Raw genomic sequence first — 17621 nt, forward strand, 5'->3', positions numbered from 1 at the left:
TTTTTTCGAGATCCGAAAAAATTAATGGCATGGGGAGGAAGACATGTATCTCGGGCTCGATCTCGGTACATCGGGTGTCAAGGCGCTGCTCATCGATGCCGGGCAAACCGTCGTCGGCTCCGGCCATGCGTCGCTCGATGTGTCGCGGCCGCATCCGGGCTGGTCGGAACAGGACCCCGCCGATTGGCTTCGCGCCTGTGAAGAGGCGATCGCCGCGCTGAGGGCCGCCTATCCGCAACAACTCTCCGCCGTCAAAGGCATCGGCCTTTCCGGCCACATGCATGGCGCGACCCTGCTTGACGCGGCAGACCAGGTGCTGCGCCCTTGCATCCTGTGGAACGATACGCGCAGCCATGCGGAAGCAGCTGCCCTCGACGCGAACCCGCGTTTTCGCGCGTTGACCGGCAACATCGTCTTTCCCGGTTTCACCGCGCCGAAGCTGGCCTGGGTGAAGAACAACGAGCCCGCCATTTTCGCCAAGGTGGCGAAGGTCTTGCTGCCCAAGGATTTTTTGCGGCTCTGGCTTTCAGGCGAGCACATTTCGGAAATGTCGGATTCGGCCGGCACCTCCTGGCTCGATGTCGGCGAACGGCGCTGGTCGGCCGAATTGCTCGCGGCGACATCGCTCGACGAAAGACAGATGCCGTCGCTGGTCGAAGGCACGCAGAAGGCCGGCGCCTTGCGCGCCGAGCTGGCTTCGAAATGGGGCCTGCAGGCCGGCATTCCGATTGCCGGCGGTGCCGGCGACAATGCCGCCTCGGCCTGCGGCATGGGCACGGTCGGCGCCGGCCAGGCCTTCGTCTCGCTCGGCACGTCGGGTGTCTTGTTTGCCGCCAATGCTTCCTACCTGCCCAACCCGGCGAGCGCGGTGCATACCTTCTGTCACGCCCTGCCCGACACCTGGCACCAGATGGGCGTCATCCTGTCGGCGACGGATTCGCTGAACTGGCTGTCGGAGATCACGGGCAAGGGCGCCGGCGAACTGACCGCCGAGCTCGGCGGTACGCTGAAGGCGCCGAGTGGCGTGTCGTTCCTGCCCTATCTGTCTGGCGAGCGCACGCCCTACAATGATTCCGCTGTTCGCGGCGCGTTCAGCGGACTGGCGCACGAATCGAGCCGCGCGGTGCTGACCCAGGCGGTACTGGAAGGCGTCGCCTTTGCCTTCCGCGACAGCCTCGAAGCGCTGGCCAAGGCCGGCACGACATTGACGCGGGTGACAGCGATCGGTGGCGGCTCGCGCTCACGCTACTGGCTGAAGGCGATCGCCACCGCGCTTGGCCTGCCGGTCGACATTCCCGCCGACGGCGATTTTGGCGCCGCCTTTGGCGCGGCCAGGCTCGGCCTGATCGCGGCAACGGGTGCCGATCCGCTCAGCATCTGCACGGCGCCCACGACCGATGCGACGATCGAACCGGACGCTGCGCTCGGCGGGGCCTACGCGGATGCCTATCACCGCTACCGGGCGCTGTACCCGGCAATCAAGAGCGTCACGGCGTGAGCGATTTCTCCCCCACGCCGTGGCTTGCCGGCTCACTGTGCCGGCACCTTGTCGAGAAAGCCGGTGACGCTCTTCAGGCGGCCGTTCTCGATGACGCCGATGTCGGTGCCTTCGATGACGGACGGTGTGCCTTCCGGACCGAGGTTCCACGAGAAGCGGATCTTGTCGGCAAAACCGTCCGGCGTGCCCTTCAGCGAGAAGCGGAAGCCGGCAAAGCGCTGCTGCACGCCGTCGATGAGTGCCGCGACACCCGCATGGCCATCGCCCTGCATCAGCGGATCGCGATAGCTGACGTCTTCGGTGAAGGTCGCCTTGAGCAAGGCTGCGCGGCGATCCGCGTCGCTCTCGTTCCAGGCGGTGATGTAGCCTTCGGCAATCTTGCTGAGGTCGGTCATGGTCTGTCTCCTTCGTTGACTGGCTTTGACATGAGCCTTTTCGACCGGCGGAAGAACGAAACCAATTACGCCTGAGGTAATCAAGGCGAACTATTCGAGAGGAAGAAAGCCATGAGCAGCGGATTTTTCGGCGACATCCAGAAGATCAAATACGAGGGTCCGGATTCGACCAATCCGCTCGCCTACCGGTTCTACAATCCGGATGAGGTTGTCGCCGGCAAACGGCTGGAAGATCATTTGCGCTTTGCCGTCGCCTACTGGCATTCCTTCGCCTGGCCGGGCGGCGATCCGTTCGGCGGCCAGACCTTCGATCGCCCCTGGTTCCCCAAGGCCGGAGGCGTCGACACGATGGAGCTGGCCAAGCTCAAGGCCGACGTCGCCTTCGAGATGTTCTCGCTGCTCGGCACGCCCTATTTCTGCTTCCACGATGCCGATGTCCGGCCGGAGGGCAAGGACTTTTCCGAAAGTGCGGCGCACCTCGACGAAATCGCCGATTACTTCGCCGGAAAGATGAGGCAGACCGGCGTCAAGCTCCTGTGGGGCACGGCGAACCTGTTCTCCAATCGCCGCTTCATGTCGGGTGCCGCCACCAATCCCGACCCGGATGTGTTTGCCTATGCGGCGGCGACGGTAAAGCACTGCCTCGACACCACCAAGCGGCTGAAGGGCGAGAACTATGTGCTGTGGGGCGGACGCGAGGGTTATGAGACGCTGCTCAACACCGACCTGGCTCGCGAGCAGGAGCAGGCCGGCCGCTTCCTCAGCCTCGTCGTCGACTACAAGCACAAGATCGGCTTCAAGGGCACCATCCTGATCGAGCCGAAGCCGCAGGAGCCGACCAAGCACCAGTACGACTACGATGTCGCCACGGTCTATGGCTTCCTCAAGCGCTTCGGGCTTGAGAAGGAGGTCAAGCTCAACATCGAGCAGGGCCACGCCATCCTCGCCGGTCACTCCTTCGAGCACGAGCTGGCGCTGGCCAATGCGCTCGGCATTTTCGGCTCGATCGACATGAACCGCAACGACTATCAGTCGGGCTGGGATACCGACCAGTTCCCCAACAACGTGCCGGAGATGGCGCTGGCCTACTACCAGGTGCTGCAGGCTGGCGGCTTCAAGACCGGCGGCACCAATTTCGACGCAAAACTGCGCCGCCAGTCGCTCGATCCGCAGGATCTGCTGATCGGCCATATCGGCGGCATGGATTGCTGCGCGCGTGGCCTCAAAGCCGCGGCCCGCATGGTCGAGGACAAGGCGCTGTCGGCTCCGCTGGCAGAGCGCTACGCCGGCTGGAACAGCGCAGAGGGCAAGGCGATGTTGTCCGGCAAGCGGACGCTGGAAGAAATCGCCGAGCGCGTCGTCAAGAAGAAGATCGAGCCGCAGCCAAGGTCGGGTCGCCAGGAGCTGCTGGAAAACATCGTCAACCGCTACGTCTGACAGCGGCCCGTTTCGAACTGTTCGAAGGGCGGCAGGACAACGCTCCTGCCGCCCTGGAACGGGTTTGCGCGAGGCCGTTTCGGACGACAAGGTTTGCCCTTTGCCGCCCTTCAATGATCTCGCTCCTGCCTTCAAACTGCCGTCACGTATCTCCTATAAGGATGCTGCGTGGCGGAGAGGAAGAAGGAGGCGAACCGATATGCAGAACGAACGTGAAATCGACGCCCTGCTCTCACCGGGCGAGGCCGGATCGATCATCGACCGGCTGATGGCAATGCCGCATCCGAAGGATGGCACGCACCGCTCGAACGAATGGGACCGCGCCATCGCCAGCCGTTTTGAGACCCATCTCGCCAGACAGATGCGTTCGCAGATCGACGCTGGCCCAGACCGCCGGAACGCGGCCTGATCCAGCCGCGATCAGCCCCGGCGCAGCCTGACCGGCGCTTCGCCGAAAGCCCGTGAAAAAGCCCTCGAAAATGCCGCGGCGGATGAAAATCCTGTCCGCCCGGCTATATCGGCCATCGGCACCCTGGTGTCGACCACCAGCCTGCGCGCCGCCCCCAGGCGCAGCCTGAGATAATAGGCGCCCGGCGTCTCGCCGATCGACTTGCGGAAGATACTCTCCAGCGTCCGCGCCGTCACGCCGGCGCGCTTGGCCACCGCTTCTATGGTGAGCGGCTGGTCGACATGCGCTTCCATCAGCCGGATGGCTTGCGCCAGCCGCGGATCATAGCCGTCGAGCCGGCCGAGCGAGACCAGCGGCTGCGCGTCGGTCGCGGCGCGTGCCTGGTCGTAGATGAAGACGCTGGCGACATCGAGCGCGACGGCCATGCCGAGCCGCGTGCGAATGAGATGCAGCATCAGGTCGAAGGTCGGCGAAGCGCCGCCGGAGGTAAAGACCGGCCCGTCGATGACATAGCGGTCCGGGCGGACATCGACGCCGGGAAAGGCCGCCGAAAAATCCTCCATGTCTTCCCAGTGGGTGGTGGCGCTGCGCCCTTCCAGCAGGCCGGCGCGCGCCACCAGCCAGGTGCCGGCCTCGACACCGCCGCAGGCGCGCGCCGTCCGCGCCGCCCGGCGCAGGCCTGACAGCAGAGCTGACGTCGCGTAGTTCTGGGTGCCGAAACCGGCGACGACGACAAGAACATCGGTTGGCTCGGTCGCATCGAAACGGCCACTGACCGCCACTGGCAGGCCGCAAGTGGTGACCGGAGCCTCGCCGGTCACCGAGACCAGTTTGAAATCGAACAAGGTTTCGCCGGAGATGCGGTTGGCGGCGCGCAGCGGGTCGACGGCCGACGCGACGCACATGATGGACGAGCCGGAAAACACCAGCAGCGTCACCTTGAGCGGCGAGCGCTCGGCGCGAAAGATTGTCGGTTTTTCGCTTTTGATCATGAGAGCTTCGTAAAACGCAAAACAGTTTCCGGCAAGTCAGTCATTGTTGGCTCGTTCTGGTGCATGTCGTTATCCCAAACCGGTTTCCCACTTTTGGGCGACATGCATGGCTATCTCGATTGGGAGGATTTCGATGCCGCTCGCGATGAACCGTGAGGTTTTCATTACCTGTGCCGTGACCGGGTCCGGCGGCTCGCAGGATCGCAGTCCGCATGTGCCGCGCTCGCCCAAGCAGATCGCCGATTCGGCCATCGACGCGGCCAAGGCGGGTGCGGCGATCGTCCACTGCCATGTCCGCGATCCCGAAACCGGCAAGCCGCGGCGCGACGTGCATCTCTACCGCGAAGTGACCGAGCGCATCCGCGCGGCGGACGTCGACGTCATCCTGAACCTGACTGCCGGCATGGGTGGCGACATGGTGTTCGGTTCGCCCGAGGCGCCGCTGCCGCTCAACGAAAAAGGCACCGACATGGGCGGCGCCACCAACCGCATGGAACATGTGCGCCAGTGCCTGCCGGAAATCTGCACGCTCGACTGCGGCACCATGAACTTCGCCGAGGCCGACTATGTGATGACCAACACGCCCGGCATGCTGCGCGCCATGGGCGGCATGATGACGGCGCTCGGCGTCAAGCCGGAGATCGAGGCTTTCGACACCGGCCATCTGTGGTTCGCCAAGCAACTGGTCGAGGAAAAAGTGCTCAATCCCGATGCGCTGGTGCAGCTCTGCATGGGCGTGCCGTGGGGCGCGCCTGACGACCTCAACACCTTCATGGCCATGGTCAACAATGTGCCGTCGACATGGAACTGGTCGGCCTTCGCCATCGGCCGCAACCAGATGGCCTATGCCGCCGCGGCGGTACTGGCCGGCGGCAATGTCCGCGTCGGCCTCGAGGACAATCTCTGGCTCGACAAGGGCGTACTGGCGACCAACGCACAGCTGGTCGAGCGTGCCGCCAGCATCGTCACCAATCTGGGCGCCAGGATCCTCGGACCCGAGGAAGTGCGCAAGAAGCTGAACCTGACCAAGCGGGCGCCCATCGCCGCGTGATTTGGGGGAGGTCGCAGATGACAACCGTCAAATTCACCGCGATGAAGGATGGCGACAAGGACGATTATGAGTTCCTGACCGCCCATGAAATCGACTATGCGGCCAGGACCGGCGAGCGGCTGCTCGATGCGCTGGTGCAGCTCGACGAGGGCCTGTCGGGCTACAAGATCACCCGGCTCGGCCATTCGCTGCAGGCGGCGACGCGCGCCTGGCGCGATGGCGCCGACAGCGACTGGATCGCCTGCGCGCTGCTGCACGACATCGGCGACATCTACGCGCCCTACAATCACGATGAATACGCCGCTTCGATCCTGAAGCCCTTCGTGCGCGAGCAATGCACCTGGGTGGTGGAAAAGCACGGCGACTTCCAGCGCCTCTATTACGCCCATCATCTTGGCGGCAATCGCCATGCCCGCGACCGCTTTGCCGGCCATGCCTATTTCGACGATTGCGACCAGTTCTGCGAACGCTGGGACCAGTCGAGCTTCGACCCCGACTACGACACGCTGCCGATCGAATTCTTCCGGCCCTTCGTGCTCGAAATCTTTGCCCGCAAGGCCTACGACCCGTCCGTGATCCGCGTCGGCGAGCGCGTGCCTCTCATTGATCCCCAGACAGCCACGACAAGAACCGGAGCTTCCGCATGAGCATCATCAACAAGGCAGCCGCCATCGGCGGCGGTGTCATCGGCGCCGGCTGGGTGGCGCGGCTTTTGCTCAACGGCATTGACGTGTCGATCTTCGATCCCGATCCGGAAGCGTCGCGCAAGGTCTCGGAAGTGATGAAGGGCGCGCGCCGCGCCTACAAGCAGATGGTTCCCGGCGGCCTGCCCAAGGAAGGCAAGCTGACCTTCGCCAAGACCATCGCCGAGGCGGTGGCCGATGCTGACTTCATCCAGGAAAGCGTGCCGGAGCGGCTCGACCTCAAGCACCGCGTGCTGGCCGAGATCGACGCCCATGCGCCGGCCAATGCTATCGTCGGCTCCTCGACCTCCGGCATCAAGCCGACCGACATGCAGGTGGCGATGAAGAAGCACCCGGAACGGCTGGTCGTCGGCCATCCGTTCAACCCGGTCTATCTCCTGCCGCTGGTCGAGATCGTCGGCGGCGAACAGACCTTTCCGGAGGCGATCGAGGTCGCCAAGGAGATCTACGCCTCGATCGGCATGAAGCCGGTGGTGATCCGCAAGGAAATCGAGGCCTTTGTCGGCGACCGCCTGCTTGAGGCGGCATGGCGCGAGGCACTGTGGCTGATCAAGGACGGCATCTGCACGGTCGAGGAACTCGACGACATCATGCGCTATGGCTTCGGCCTGCGCTGGGCGCAGATGGGCATGTTCCAGGTCTATCGCGTCGCCGGTGGCGAAGCCGGCATGCGCCACTTCATGGCCCAGTTCGGCCCGTGCCTGAAATGGCCATGGACCAAGCTGATGGATGTGCCGGAGTTCAACGACGAGCTGGTCGACCTGATCGCCACGCAGTCGGACGACCAGGCGCACGGCCTGTCGATCCGCGAGCTGGAAAAAATCCGCGACGACAATCTGGTCGCGATCATGGACGCACTGTCGAAGCAGAACAAAGGCAAGGGCTGGGGTGCCGGCGCCTTGCACAAGGATTACACCAGGCAGCTGGCCAAGCTGGCGGCGAAGAAGCCGACGGCTTCCAAGGCGGCCGAGAAGGCCAAGGCCTCCAAGCCGGTGAAGAAAGCCGAGAAGCCGAAGAAAAAGACCGGCAAGAAGAAAGGCTGAGAGCATGGATTTCGGTCTGTCGGAGGAACAGAGGCTCATTGTCGAGACGACGCGCGCCTTCGTCGAGAACGAGCTTTATCCGCATGAGCGCGAGGTGGAACGCACCGGCGTGCTGCGCCGCGAGCTGATCGAGGAGCTCAAGGCCAAGGCGATCGAGGCCGGGCTCTACGCCGCCAACATGCCGGCCGACGTCGGCGGCGCGGGCCTGGATACAGTGACCTGGCTGCTCTACGAAAAGGAACTCGGCCGCGCCAACTACGCACTGCACTGGACCTGCGTGGCGCGTCCCTCCAACATCCTTTTGGCCGGCACCCCGGAGCAGCGTGAGAAATACCTTTTCCCGTGCATCCGTGGTGAAAAATGGGACTGCCTGGCGATGACCGAGCCGGGCGCCGGCTCCGACCTGCGCGGCATGAAGGCGACCGCCGTGCAGGATGGCGACGACTGGGTGCTGAACGGCACCAAGCACTTTATCTCCCATGCCGATCTCGCCGATTTCGCCATCGTCTTCATGGCCTCAGGCGAGGAAGAGTCCGCGCGTGGAAAGCGCAAGAAGATTACCGCCTTTTTCGTCGACAAGGGCACCAAGGGTTTTGCCGTCCGCGACGGCTATCGCAACGTCTCGCACCGCGGCTACACCAACGCCATCCTCGAATTCGACGATTGCCGGCTGCCGGCAAGCCAGGTTCTCGGCGAGGTCCACAAGGGATTCGATGTCGCCAATTCCTGGCTCGGCGCGACCCGCCTGCAGGTCGGCGCCACCTGTCTCGGCCGCGCCGAGCGGGCGCTTGGCCATGCCGTCGAATATGCCGCGCAGCGCCAGCAGTTCGGCCAGCAGATCGGCAAGTTCCAAGGCGTGTCGTTCAAGCTCGCCGACATGGCGACCGAACTGAAGGCCGCCGACCTGATGGTGTTCGAAGCCGGCTGGAAGTACGATCAGGGCACCGTCACCGAACAGGACATGGCCATGGCCAAGCTGAAGGCCACCGAAATGCTCGCCTTCGTCGCCGACGAGGCGATCCAGATCCATGGTGGCATGGGGCTGATGGACGATCTGCCGCTGGAGCGCATCTGGCGCGACGCGCGTGTCGAGCGCATCTGGGAAGGCACGTCGGAAATCCAGCGCCACATCATTTCGCGGGCGCTGCTGCGCCCGTTTGGAGCCTGATAATGCACAAGCTAGAGCGTCTCCTGCGGCCGAAGTCGATCGCCGTCTTCGGCGGTGCGCAGGCCGCGGCTGTCGTCGCGCAATCGATCAAGATGGGCTTTGCCGGTGATATCTGGCCTGTGCACCCGACCAAGGACGAGGTCGCCGGCCGCAAGGCCTATCGTTCGGTGGCCGAGCTGCCCGGCGCGCCTGATGCCGCCTTTGTCGGCGTCAACCGGCACCTGACCATCGAGGTGATAAAGGCGCTGGCCGAACGCGGCGCCGGCGGCGCCGTCTGCTTTGCCGCCGGCTTCCTCGAGACCGAGGCTTATGACGATGACGGCCAGCGGCTGCAGGCCGAACTGGTCGCAGCGGCGGGCCAGATGCCGATCATCGGGCCGAACTGCTATGGCCTGATCAACTACGCTGACGGCGCGCTTCTGTGGCCCGACCAGCATGGCGGCATCCGGCTGGCCGAGGGTGGCAAAGGCGTCGCCATCATCACCCAGTCGTCCAACATCGCCATCAACATGACGATGCAGAAGCGCGGCCTGCCGATCGCCTTTTTGATGACCGCCGGCAACCAGGCGCAGACCGGCCTGTCCGAAATGGCGCTCGGCCTGATCGAGGACGAGCGGGTCACGTCGCTCGGCCTGCATATCGAGGCCTTTGATTCGGTAGCCGGCTTCGAACGGCTGGCGGCGCGGGCGCGCGAACTGAAGAAGCCGATCATCGCCATGAAGGTTGGCCGCTCCGAACAGGCGCGGCAGGCGACCGTCTCGCACACCGCCTCGCTCGCCGGCTCGGATGCGGCATCGGGCGCCTTCCTGAGGCGTCTCGGCATAGCGCGTGTCGATTCGATTCCCGCCTTCATCGAGGCACTGAAGCTTCTGCACATCACCGGTCCGCTGCCCGGCTATCGGCTGTCGTCGATGAGCTGCTCAGGCGGCGAGGCATCGGTGATGGCCGACAGCGCCGAAGGGCGCTGGGTCAACTTCCCGGTTCTGACCGACAAGCACCGCGCCCATGTCAAATCGACGCTCGGGCCGCTGGTGGCGGTGGCCAATCCGCTCGACTACCACACCTTCATCTGGAACAACGAGCCGGCAATGACCGCCACCTTCACCGCCATGGTGTCAGGCGGCTTCGATCTCAACATGCTGGTGCTCGATTTTCCCCGCCCCGACCGCTGTTCGGACACCGACTGGTGGGCGACGCTGCGCGCTTTCGAATCGGCGCTGAAGACCAACAAGGCGCAAGGCGCGATCGTCTCCTCGTTGCCGGAGAACCTGCCTGAGGAATACACAGCCGGGTTGATGGCACGCGGAATGGTGCCGTTGTTCGGTATTTCCGAGGCGATGGACGCCGCCCAGGCGGCAGCCTTCATCGGCTGGGCGTGGCACGAGCCGCAGGCACTGCCGATCGACACCTCGGCTGCCGGCGCACCCGGCGGCGACCACGTCACCCCCGACGAGGCCGAGGCGAAGGCACGGCTGATCAAGGCGGGCCTGCCGGTGCCGAAAGGTGAACGCGCCGGCAGTGCGGTCGAGGCGGTGATCTCGTCGATGGCGCTCGGCTTTCCGGTAGCGCTGAAGGCGCTGGGCGTTACCCACAAATCCGAGGTCGGCGCTGTCAGGCTCAATCTCAAGGACGCCGAATCCGTCAGCACGGCGGCGCATGACTTGCTGCCGCTCGGCACCGGACTCTATGTCGAGCGCATGGTGCGCGACGGTGTCGCCGAACTGATCGTCGGCTTCACCCGCGATCCGATGTTCGGCGCGGTGATGACGCTGGGCACCGGTGGCGTGCTGGTCGAGCTGTTGCGCGACAGCGTCACGCTCATGCTGCCGGCAACCCGCGACGACATCGAGGCGGCCTTGCGCGGCCTGAAACTCTATCCGCTGCTCGAAGGCTATCGCGGCCGGCCGAAAGCCGATGTCGCCGCGGCCATCGACGCCATCTCGGGCATTGCCGCCTTCGTGCAGAAGAATGCCGGCGAGATCGAGGAACTCGATATCAACCCGCTGATCGTCTGCGCCGAGGGCAAGGGTGCCTGGATCGCCGACGCGCTGCTGGTGCTGGGAGACAAGAAGAATGGCTGACGTCATCACCACTCGCCGCGACGGCACGATCCTCGAGGTCACGCTCGACCGGCCCAAGGCCAATGCCATCGACCTGAAGACATCGCGGCTGATGGGCGAGACCTTCAAGGCGTTCCGCGACGACCCCGCCTTGCGCGTTGCCATCGTCAAGACCGCCGGCGACAAGTTCTTCAGCGCCGGCTGGGACCTGAAGGCCGCCGCCGGCGGCGATGCTGTCGACGGCGACTATGGCGTTGGCGGCTTTGCCGGTCTGCAGGAACTGCGCGACCTCAACAAACCTGTCATCGCTTGCGTCAACGGCATGGCGGTCGGCGGCGGCTTCGAGCTGGCGCTGTCCTGCGACCTCATCTACGCCTCCGATCACTCATCGTTCGCGCTGCCTGAAATCCGCGCCGGCACGCTGGCCGACGCGGCGACGATCAAACTGCCGAAACGCATCCCCTATCATGTCGCTATGGACCTTCTGCTCACCGGACGCTGGATGGATGTCGCCGAGGCCCATCGCTGGGGCCTGGTCAACGAAGTGCTGCCCAAGGAGAAGCTCGAGGACCGGGTCTGGGAAATCGCCCGGCTGCTCGCCAGCGGCCCGCCGCTGGTGTTTGCCGCGATCAAGGAGACGGCGCGGGTGGCCGAGGCGCTCAGCTTCCAGGATGCGATGAACCGGGTGACGCGCCGCCAGCTGCCGACGGTCGATGCCCTCTACGGCTCCGAGGACAATATGGAAGGCTTTCGCGCCTTCGCCGAAAAGCGCGACCCGGTGTGGAAGGGGAAGTGACCCACTTTACCCTCCCCTCGATGGGGAGGGTCGGACCAAAGGTCCGGGGTGGGGTAACGCGCCACCACCCCCACCCGCCGCTTCGCGGCGACCTCCCCCATCAAGGGGAGGTAAAGGAGTTCCATGACCGACTACAAGAAACTGATCGACGCCGAGACCTGGGCCTTCATCGAACGGACCAATTCCTATTATCCGCCCGACACGATCGATTACACGATCGCGCAACAGCGCGAGATCTACGACCGCATGTGCCGCGAATTCTTTGCCGGCTATCCGCAGGGCGTGACGGTAGAAACGACCGCGATTGCAACGCCCACGCACGATGTCCAGATCCGTATCTATCGAAGCGCGCGTCAAGCAGCAGTGACGGTGCTCTATTTCCATGGCGGCGGTTTTATCCTTGGCGGACTGGACAGCCATGACGATGTCTGCGCCGAGCTCAGCGCCCGCACCGGCTATGAGGTGGTTTCTGTCGACTACCGGCTGGCGCCGGAACACCTGCATCCGGCGGCCTTCGACGACGCGACGAGAGCCTTCGAGTGGGCGGCTACAACCCGATCGCACCCTATTGTGCTTTGCGGCGACAGCGCCGGCGGCAATCTTGCCGCTGCCGTCAGCCATGCGACACGCGGCCATCCGCGCAAGCCGGTCGGCCAGGTGCTGATCTATCCCGGCCTCGGCGGCGACCGATCAAAGGGATCCTATCTCAGGCATGCCGAAGCGCCGATGCTGACCATGCGAGATCTCGAATTCTACAAGCACATCCGCACCGGCGGGCAGGAGCGCAGCGGCGACGCGACGCTCGCGCCGCTTGCCGACACCGACTTCTCCAACCTGCCGCCGACGGTGCTTGTCACCGCAGAATGCGACCCGCTGTCGTCTGACGGTGAGACCTACCGCGACCGTATCGTCGCGGCAGGCGGGCGCGCCACCTGGTTCGAGGAACCGGGGCTGGTGCATGGCTATCTCAGAGCCCGGCACACGGTTGGCCGCGCCCGCGCGAGCTTTACCCGGATCGTCGATGCGGTAGCCGCCCTTGGTAAGGGCGCATGGCTCGGGTGAGCGATTTCGCCCTCCCCTGAGAGAGACGATGGCACTGACGTCATCCGATGCGGGCCCGCCATTCCGGAGTTCGTTCGGCTTGACACCTGAGTTATTAATATGCAGACTGCATACATATTATGAAAACAGAGCCGGACAACCTCATGCAACGCCTGCCGCTGATCGCTGCCTTTGTCGAGCCTTTCGATCTGCTCCGCTGCATCTCGCCGCTGCCACGTCATCAACAGGGACGACGCATCGAAGGGCCAAAGCCGGATCGCCGCGAGAGCCCTGCGCCCCGGATACGGACGCCAAAGTGACGCGAGGCGCCGCCTGAGGCGCTGGCATAGGTCGAGGCGCAATGCGGCGCCGCGCTTGATATGTGGTAACCAGGCCGGGAAATCAGACCACGCGATGGCGTCACGCCACCGAGGCGGCCGCCGCCCGGCCGGCGCCGCGGCCGGAAAAGATGCAGCCGCCGAGGAACGTGCCTTCGAGCGCCGCATAGCCATGCACGCCGCCGCCGCCGAAACCGGCTGCCTCGCCGACGGCGTAGAGCCCCGCGACCGGTTGGCCATCGGCAGCCAGCACGCGGCTGTCGAGATCGGTCTGCAGGCCGCCCAGCGTCTTGCGGGTCAGGATGTTGAGGCGGACCGCTATCAGAGGGCCATTTGCCGGATCGAGCATCTTGTGCGGCTTGGCCGTTCGGATCAGCCGGTCGCCCAGGTAGGCGCGCGCCCCGCGCAGAGCGGTGATCTGCATGTCCTTGGAGAACGGGTTGTCGAGCTGCCGGTCGCGGGCGCGGATCTCGCGCTCGACCTGGGCGAGTTCGAGCAGCGGCTCGCCGCCGGCCAGCGCGTTCATGCGGGCGACCAGTGTTGGCAATTCGGCCTCGACGATGAAGTCCTCGCCCTTCTCCATGAACGCCTTCACCGGGCCGGGAATGCCTGACGTGGCGCGGCCGAGCACCTGGCGCCAGCTCTTGCCGGTCAGGTCGGGGTTCTGTTCGGAACCCGACAGCGCGAACTCCTTCTGGATGATCTTCCTGGTCAGGATGAACCAGGAATAGTCGAAGCCCGTGCTCATGATGTGGGAGAGCGTGCCCAGCGTGTCGAAGCCGGGATAGAGCGGCACCGGCAGGCGCTTACCGCGCGCATCGAGCCACAGCGATGACGGACCAGGCAGGATGCGGATCGCATGGTCGGTCCAGATCGGCGCCCAGTTCTTGATGCCCTCGACATAGTGCCACATGCGGTCGCGGTTGATGATTGAGCCGCCTGCCTGTTCCGCGATCGCCAGCATGCGACCGTCGACATGGTCGGGCACCCCGGTGATCATGCGTTTCGGTGGCGCGCCCAGCCGCTGCGGCCAGTTTTCGCGGACAAGCTGATGGTTGGCGCCAATACCGCCGGAGGCAACGATCACCGCCTGTGCCCTGAGCTCGAAATCGCCTGATATCTCGCGCGAACTCTTGTGGCCGCGCTCGACAGTGCTCGGCTGCAAGATGTCGCCACGCACGCCGGTTATCGTCGCGCCCGTCCGCGTCAGTTCATTGACCCGGTGACGGAACCTGAAGTCTATCAATCCACGCTTTTGCGCCTCGCGCACGCGCAGGACAAAAGGCTCGAGCACGCCGGGGCCGGTGCCCCAGGTGATGTGGAAGCGTGGCACCGAATTGCCGTGGCCGATGGCGTTGCCGCCGCCGCGCTCGGCCCAGCCGACCACTGGAAAGAACTTCAGGCCGCGTTGCATGAGCCAGGAGCGCTTCTCGCCGGCGGCAAAACCGACATAGGCCTCTGCCCAACGGCGCGGCCAGTAGTCTTCCGGGCGATCGAAGGCGGCGGTGCCCAGCCAGTCCTCGAGCGCCAGCTCATGCGAATCGCGGATGCGCATGCGCCGCTGCTCGGGCGAATCGACGAGGAAAAGGCCACCGAAAGACCAGAACGCCTGGCCGCCCAGTGACTGCTCCGGCTCCTGGTCGACGATGACGACTTTCTTGCCGGCCTCGGCCAGCTCGGCGGCGGCAACCAGCCCGGCAAGGCCGGCGCCGACAATGATCACATCCGCATCGTCCGCCATTTCCCCTCTCGGTTAGCCGGCCAAAGCAATTCCAGGAAACGGTCCGGAATTGCGTCAAAACAAAGCGTTAGACAGCCTCCCAGCCGTCCTTGCCGCCGGCGCGGAAGATGGCGTCGATGACCTTCTGGTTGAGCACGGATTCTTCCAGCGTGAAGACACGCTCCTTGCCACCCTGTGCTGCCCGCGCGAAAGTCTCGACCTCCAGCCGGTACTGCTGCGTGCCGGGAAAGCGGAACACCTGCGCCTCGGTGTGGTTCTGGTTGTGCAGTTCGACGCGATGATGGTCGTAGAGCCCGGCGTTGAACGGCGAGAACACCTCGATGAAACCCTTCTCGCCATGGAACACCATGACCTGACGCGCCGCCATCTGCGTAGACAGGTAGAAGGACAGTTCGAAGTCGCCGAAATCGGCGCGAATCGAGGAATAGATGTCGGTGCCGAATGTCTTGTCGCGCTCGATCGTCGCCTGGACGCGCAGCGGCTCCTTGCCGGTGGAAAAGCGCGTCGACACGGTCGGGTAGACGCCGATATCGGGCAGCGCGCCGCCGCCGAGGTCGAGCTGATTGCGCATGTTGTTGGGGTCGACATTGTAGTAGGAGAACGCGCCCTGCACGTGGCGCAGCCGGCCGATGGCACCGCTGGCGATGAGGTCGCGCACCTTGATCCATTGCGGGTGGTAGATGACCATGAAGGCTTCGCAGACCAGCACCTTCCTGGCGTCGCGCAGCTTGATCAGTGGCGCGATGTCCTTGGCGTCGAGCGCCAGCGGCTTTTCAACCAGCACATGCTTGCCGGCTTGAATAGCCTTGGCCGTCCATTCGACATGCTGCGAGGTCGGCAACGGAATATAGACGCCGTCGACCTCGTTGGAGGCGAGCAGTTCCTCATAGGAGCCGAAGGCATGTCGCGCGCCGAAGCGCTCGGCCAGCGCCTTGGCCTTCGACAGGTCGCGGCTGGCGATCGCCGCCAGCACGCCATTCTCGGCCTCGACCATCGCCGGCAACAAATGCTCGCGGCCGATCTTGGCCGTAGACAAAACACCCCATCGGAACATCACGCTTCTCCATGTCGATTACAGGCGACGAGGTTTGCCCGAAATCGATGGAAAAGCCAATGACAAGCTCTGCCCTCGAGTCAGCCGCGTCTGCCGGTCAGCGTCATGTCGAAGTCAACGATGTTCGAATAGAGCGGTGTGCCGACATCCATGCCATAGCGTGACCTGAGCACCTTGCCGGTGACATGGAATTTGATCGTGCCGGCCTTGAGGCCACCCAGCTCGGCGGTGAATTTTTCCGGAAAAGTCTTGCCGCGCGCCGTCAGCCGGCCGTTGACCAGCGCCGTGGTGTCGCTGGTGCGGGTCACGCTGGTCGAGCGGAACTGGATTTCCGGACTGTTGGCGGCGTCGAAGACCGCGTCGGAGCGCAGGAAGGCATCGATACGGCCCTGGCCGGTGCCGACGCTTTCGGGAAAGATGGTGAAATTGACCTGCGAGCGAGCGACATCGCTGTTGTCGATGCGGATCGAGCCCTTGAAGCGGGCGAAGGCGCCATTGAGGCCGCCGCCACCGACCTTGCCGATGGAGAAATGGATGCTCGAACTGGCCGGGCTGATCGCGTAGCTGCCGGCGGCGTCGCCAAGCGCGACGGCCGCGAAGACAGGCATGGCAATGCAAGCGGCAACCGCCGCAAATCCAAGGATGCGCGTATACATGGGAGTGTTCCTTTTTGGAGGCAACGCTTTTCGCGTCCTCGCCCCCACGAACGAACGAACTGCCCGTTCTATTCCCCACCTGACGAAGGTGTGATCATGCGGGTGAGCACATTGTCACTGAGCCGGAAATGATGCCGCAGCGCGGCCGCGACATGCAGCACGACCAGGGCGATGCCGGCATAGGCGAGATACCAGTGCGCTGCGGCCCAGAAGCTTTCCGCCGCATCCGATTCGGCCAATGGCAGGTTCGGCATGACGAAAAGATTGAACGGCATGCTGGGGATCTCCAGCATCGACACGGAGACCAGAGCCCAGCCGGACAAGGGCAGAGCGATTTGAAAGGCATAGAGCGCGAGGTGGGCGAGCGGCGCGGCCCGGCGCTCCAAGGTTCCGACCGAGCGCGGCAGCGCCGGCGCCGCATTGCCAAGCCGCCAGGCGATGCGCAGGATCACCAGCCCGAGCAGCAGAAAGCCGAAGGATTTGTGCAGTTGGATCAGTTCGAAGGCGGTGCGCTGGCTGGTAAGTCGCACCATGATGAAGCCGAGTGCGAACTGGCCGATAAAGATCAGCGCAATCAGCCAATGGAGAAGAATTGTGCCCCAGCCGTAGCGGGTCGTGCTGTTGGTGATTGATGTCTGCATGGGTGGTGAACGAGCGTTGGCGCGGCTTTCTTCCACCCTCCCCCCTGTGGGGGTAAGCAGCCGGTGCCGCAGGCGAATTCATCGTGCCAGTGGCACGATGAAAGGCCAGCGAACGCCGGGACGCTGCGAAGCAGCGGGGGCCGGCCGGGCTCGCCAATTGTCAGCCAGGCCCTTCGCAGGCTCAGGGCGTTCGAAGTTCGAAAAGCCAAGCAATTGGCTTTTCGCCCGCGACGCGGACCACTTCTCACCCCCACAAGGGCAGGGCTATCGCATATGAGCGATAGCCTGGATGAGATAGTCATCATTCCAAGCGCATTTCTTGATGCGGTGGCTAATGGGGACTTTGTCGGTGTCGGCGGCCTGAAGGATATTTCTGGCGAGGCGGTTTAGGAGCGCGGTGTTTGCGGGGGCGTTGTCCTTGCGGGCACGGCTGAGGTCCTCGCGCAGATGAACGTCGAGCATCCAGTGCAGTCCGTTCTCGATCTGCCAATGGGCCCTGGTGAAGTCGATCGCCTGCTGCGGCGACAGCAGCGTTGAGGCCATGAACAGGCGCGTCAGCGGCTTGGCCTGATCGCGCTGGCTGGTGATGCGAATGAA

General features: G+C 64.4%; 17 protein-coding genes. 10 read left to right on the forward strand and 7 right to left on the reverse strand.

The genetic code is table 11. From position 1 onward, the window contains the following. Positions 1-43 precede the first annotated feature (43 nt). Positions 44-1498: a xylulokinase gene (gene xylB, locus BLS48_RS31960; RefSeq protein ID WP_091586269.1), complete on the forward strand. Its 1455-nt coding sequence runs from the start codon at positions 44-46 to the stop codon at positions 1496-1498. A gap of 32 nt (positions 1499-1530) precedes the next feature. On the opposite strand, the gene BLS48_RS31965 is transcribed toward xylB, so the two are convergent. Beyond that, on the reverse strand, positions 1531-1893 hold the full coding sequence (locus BLS48_RS31965; protein ID WP_091586271.1) for a nuclear transport factor 2 family protein: 363 nt from the start codon (positions 1891-1893) through the stop codon (positions 1531-1533). A 111-nt stretch (positions 1894-2004) separates the two neighbouring features. Here BLS48_RS31965 and xylA point away from each other — a divergent pair, with 111 nt between their 5' ends. Together xylA and BLS48_RS31975 are read left to right on the forward strand one after the other, a co-directional pair. Further along, positions 2005-3330 (forward strand): xylose isomerase, encoded by a 1326-nt coding sequence (gene xylA / locus BLS48_RS31970; RefSeq protein ID WP_091586273.1) that lies wholly within the window; start codon positions 2005-2007, stop codon positions 3328-3330. 199 nt (positions 3331-3529) lie between these two features. After that, on the forward strand, positions 3530-3739 hold the full coding sequence (locus BLS48_RS31975; RefSeq protein WP_091586275.1) for a hypothetical protein: 210 nt from the start codon (positions 3530-3532) through the stop codon (positions 3737-3739). A gap of 11 nt (positions 3740-3750) precedes the next feature. On the opposite strand, the gene BLS48_RS31980 is transcribed toward BLS48_RS31975, so the two are convergent. Next, positions 3751-4731 (reverse strand): GlxA family transcriptional regulator, encoded by a 981-nt coding sequence (locus BLS48_RS31980; protein WP_091586277.1) that lies wholly within the window; start codon positions 4729-4731, stop codon positions 3751-3753. A gap of 133 nt (positions 4732-4864) precedes the next feature. Between BLS48_RS31980 and bcoG the strand changes: the two genes are divergently transcribed. The 7 genes from bcoG (at position 4865) to BLS48_RS32015 (ending at position 12615) form a co-directional block, all read left to right on the forward strand. Then, on the forward strand, positions 4865-5782 hold the full coding sequence (gene bcoG, locus BLS48_RS31985; protein WP_091586279.1) for a 3-dehydrocarnitine:acetyl-CoA trimethylamine transferase BcoG: 918 nt from the start codon (positions 4865-4867) through the stop codon (positions 5780-5782). A gap of 17 nt (positions 5783-5799) precedes the next feature. Then, on the forward strand, positions 5800-6429 hold the full coding sequence (locus BLS48_RS31990; RefSeq protein WP_091586281.1) for an HD domain-containing protein: 630 nt from the start codon (positions 5800-5802) through the stop codon (positions 6427-6429). Then, positions 6426-7529, forward strand: coding sequence for a carnitine 3-dehydrogenase (locus BLS48_RS31995; protein ID WP_091586283.1), 1104 nt, complete (start codon positions 6426-6428; stop codon positions 7527-7529). The genes BLS48_RS31990 and BLS48_RS31995 overlap by 4 nt, the downstream gene beginning before the upstream one ends. Positions 7530-7533: 4 nt before the next feature. Then, entirely contained in the window at positions 7534-8697 is a 1164-nt protein-coding gene (locus BLS48_RS32000) for an acyl-CoA dehydrogenase family protein (RefSeq protein ID WP_091586284.1), read from the forward strand. A gap of 2 nt (positions 8698-8699) precedes the next feature. Beyond that, positions 8700-10778: an acetate--CoA ligase family protein gene (locus tag BLS48_RS32005; RefSeq protein WP_091586285.1), complete on the forward strand. Its 2079-nt coding sequence runs from the start codon at positions 8700-8702 to the stop codon at positions 10776-10778. Then, positions 10771-11553: a carnitinyl-CoA dehydratase gene (locus BLS48_RS32010; RefSeq protein ID WP_091586287.1), complete on the forward strand. Its 783-nt coding sequence runs from the start codon at positions 10771-10773 to the stop codon at positions 11551-11553. The genes BLS48_RS32005 and BLS48_RS32010 overlap by 8 nt, the downstream gene beginning before the upstream one ends. 123 nt (positions 11554-11676) lie before the next feature. Then, positions 11677-12615 carry an alpha/beta hydrolase gene (locus BLS48_RS32015; RefSeq protein ID WP_091586289.1) on the forward strand — a complete coding sequence of 313 codons (939 nt, stop codon included), beginning with the start codon at positions 11677-11679 and terminating at the stop codon, positions 12613-12615. Positions 12616-13014: 399 nt separating this feature from the next. On the opposite strand, the gene BLS48_RS32025 is transcribed toward BLS48_RS32015, so the two are convergent. The 5 genes from BLS48_RS32025 to BLS48_RS32045 all read right to left on the reverse strand — a co-directional run. Next, the gene (locus BLS48_RS32025; protein WP_091586293.1) at positions 13015-14673 is read right to left on the reverse strand and encodes an FAD-binding dehydrogenase; all 1659 of its coding nucleotides are present in this window, start codon (positions 14671-14673) and stop codon (positions 13015-13017) included. 67 nt (positions 14674-14740) lie between these two features. Further along, positions 14741-15727 (reverse strand): Gfo/Idh/MocA family protein, encoded by a 987-nt coding sequence (locus BLS48_RS32030; RefSeq protein WP_091586295.1) that lies wholly within the window; start codon positions 15725-15727, stop codon positions 14741-14743. An 80-nt stretch (positions 15728-15807) separates the two neighbouring features. Then, positions 15808-16383 (reverse strand): YceI family protein, encoded by a 576-nt coding sequence (locus tag BLS48_RS32035; RefSeq protein ID WP_091586297.1) that lies wholly within the window; start codon positions 16381-16383, stop codon positions 15808-15810. Between the two features lie 68 nt (positions 16384-16451). After that, complete coding sequence (locus BLS48_RS32040; RefSeq protein WP_091586299.1) at positions 16452-17024, reverse strand: cytochrome b; 573 nt, start codon at positions 17022-17024, stop codon at positions 16452-16454. Positions 17025-17288: 264 nt separating this feature from the next. Next, positions 17289-17621 (reverse strand): ISAs1 family transposase (locus tag BLS48_RS32045; RefSeq protein ID WP_143019536.1); only part of this gene is annotated, 333 nt, incomplete at its 5' end.

The sequence above is a fragment of the Mesorhizobium qingshengii genome (genome assembly GCF_900103325.1).
GTDB lineage: Bacteria > Pseudomonadota > Alphaproteobacteria > Rhizobiales > Rhizobiaceae > Mesorhizobium > Mesorhizobium qingshengii.

What these genes read in the sequence shown, in the direction of transcription:
- BLS48_RS32035 (WP_091586297.1), bottom strand. Translation starts at nt 16,383, where the DNA reads ATGTATACGCGCATCCTTGGATTTGCGGCGGTTGCCGCTTGCATTGCC.
- BLS48_RS32005 (WP_091586285.1), top strand. Translation starts at nt 8,700, where the DNA reads ATGCACAAGCTAGAGCGTCTCCTGCGGCCGAAGTCGATCGCCGTCTTC.
- BLS48_RS31965 (WP_091586271.1), bottom strand. Translation starts at nt 1,893, where the DNA reads ATGACCGACCTCAGCAAGATTGCCGAAGGCTACATCACCGCCTGGAAC.
- BLS48_RS31975 (WP_091586275.1), top strand. Translation starts at nt 3,530, where the DNA reads ATGCAGAACGAACGTGAAATCGACGCCCTGCTCTCACCGGGCGAGGCC.
- BLS48_RS32010 (WP_091586287.1), top strand. Translation starts at nt 10,771, where the DNA reads ATGGCTGACGTCATCACCACTCGCCGCGACGGCACGATCCTCGAGGTC.
- bcoG (WP_091586279.1), top strand. Translation starts at nt 4,865, where the DNA reads ATGCCGCTCGCGATGAACCGTGAGGTTTTCATTACCTGTGCCGTGACC.
- BLS48_RS32040 (WP_091586299.1), bottom strand. Translation starts at nt 17,024, where the DNA reads ATGCAGACATCAATCACCAACAGCACGACCCGCTACGGCTGGGGCACA.
- BLS48_RS31995 (WP_091586283.1), top strand. Translation starts at nt 6,426, where the DNA reads ATGAGCATCATCAACAAGGCAGCCGCCATCGGCGGCGGTGTCATCGGC.
- BLS48_RS32015 (WP_091586289.1), top strand. Translation starts at nt 11,677, where the DNA reads ATGACCGACTACAAGAAACTGATCGACGCCGAGACCTGGGCCTTCATC.
- BLS48_RS32025 (WP_091586293.1), bottom strand. Translation starts at nt 14,673, where the DNA reads ATGGCGGACGATGCGGATGTGATCATTGTCGGCGCCGGCCTTGCCGGG.
- xylA (WP_091586273.1), top strand. Translation starts at nt 2,005, where the DNA reads ATGAGCAGCGGATTTTTCGGCGACATCCAGAAGATCAAATACGAGGGT.
- BLS48_RS31990 (WP_091586281.1), top strand. Translation starts at nt 5,800, where the DNA reads ATGACAACCGTCAAATTCACCGCGATGAAGGATGGCGACAAGGACGAT.
- BLS48_RS32030 (WP_091586295.1), bottom strand. Translation starts at nt 15,727, where the DNA reads ATGTTCCGATGGGGTGTTTTGTCTACGGCCAAGATCGGCCGCGAGCAT.
- BLS48_RS31980 (WP_091586277.1), bottom strand. Translation starts at nt 4,731, where the DNA reads ATGATCAAAAGCGAAAAACCGACAATCTTTCGCGCCGAGCGCTCGCCG.
- xylB (WP_091586269.1), top strand. Translation starts at nt 44, where the DNA reads ATGTATCTCGGGCTCGATCTCGGTACATCGGGTGTCAAGGCGCTGCTC.
- BLS48_RS32000 (WP_091586284.1), top strand. Translation starts at nt 7,534, where the DNA reads ATGGATTTCGGTCTGTCGGAGGAACAGAGGCTCATTGTCGAGACGACG.